This window comes from Streptomyces sp. GbtcB7 (assembly GCF_019091445.1).
GTDB classification, from domain to species: Bacteria; Actinomycetota; Actinomycetes; order Streptomycetales; family Streptomycetaceae; genus Streptomyces; species Streptomyces mirabilis.
This window is the reverse complement of sequence record NZ_JAGXJM010000506.1, coordinates 1-244: the sequence shown is the minus strand read 5'-3', so window position 1 is coordinate 244 and position 244 is coordinate 1. Positions and strand designations below refer to the sequence as shown.

The 244-nt window shown below is 69.7% G+C and carries 1 protein-coding gene; it reads left to right on the top strand.

What is annotated here, in order from left to right:
* The coding region (locus KVT44_RS56630) for a heme-binding protein (protein WP_217577109.1) at positions 1-188 on the top strand (188 nt) is incomplete at its 5' end.
* Positions 189-244: the final 56 nt, after the last annotated feature.

Genomic DNA, 244 nt, shown 5'->3' with positions numbered 1-244 from the left:
ACACCAACGGCGGCCTGATCCCCTACGCCGGAGGCGTCGCACTCCACGACGAGGCGGCTGTCCTGGCCGGCGCGATCGGGGTCTCCGGGGGCATGCCCGACCAAGACGGCGAAGTCGCCCGCGCCGGCATCGCCGAGCACGACTGCCGCCCTCGGCCCTTCCGCCGACCGAAAATCCTTCCCCGCTGACCCCACCGATCGCTTTCACCGAAGGACCCACGATGAAGAAGATCCTCATCACGGGC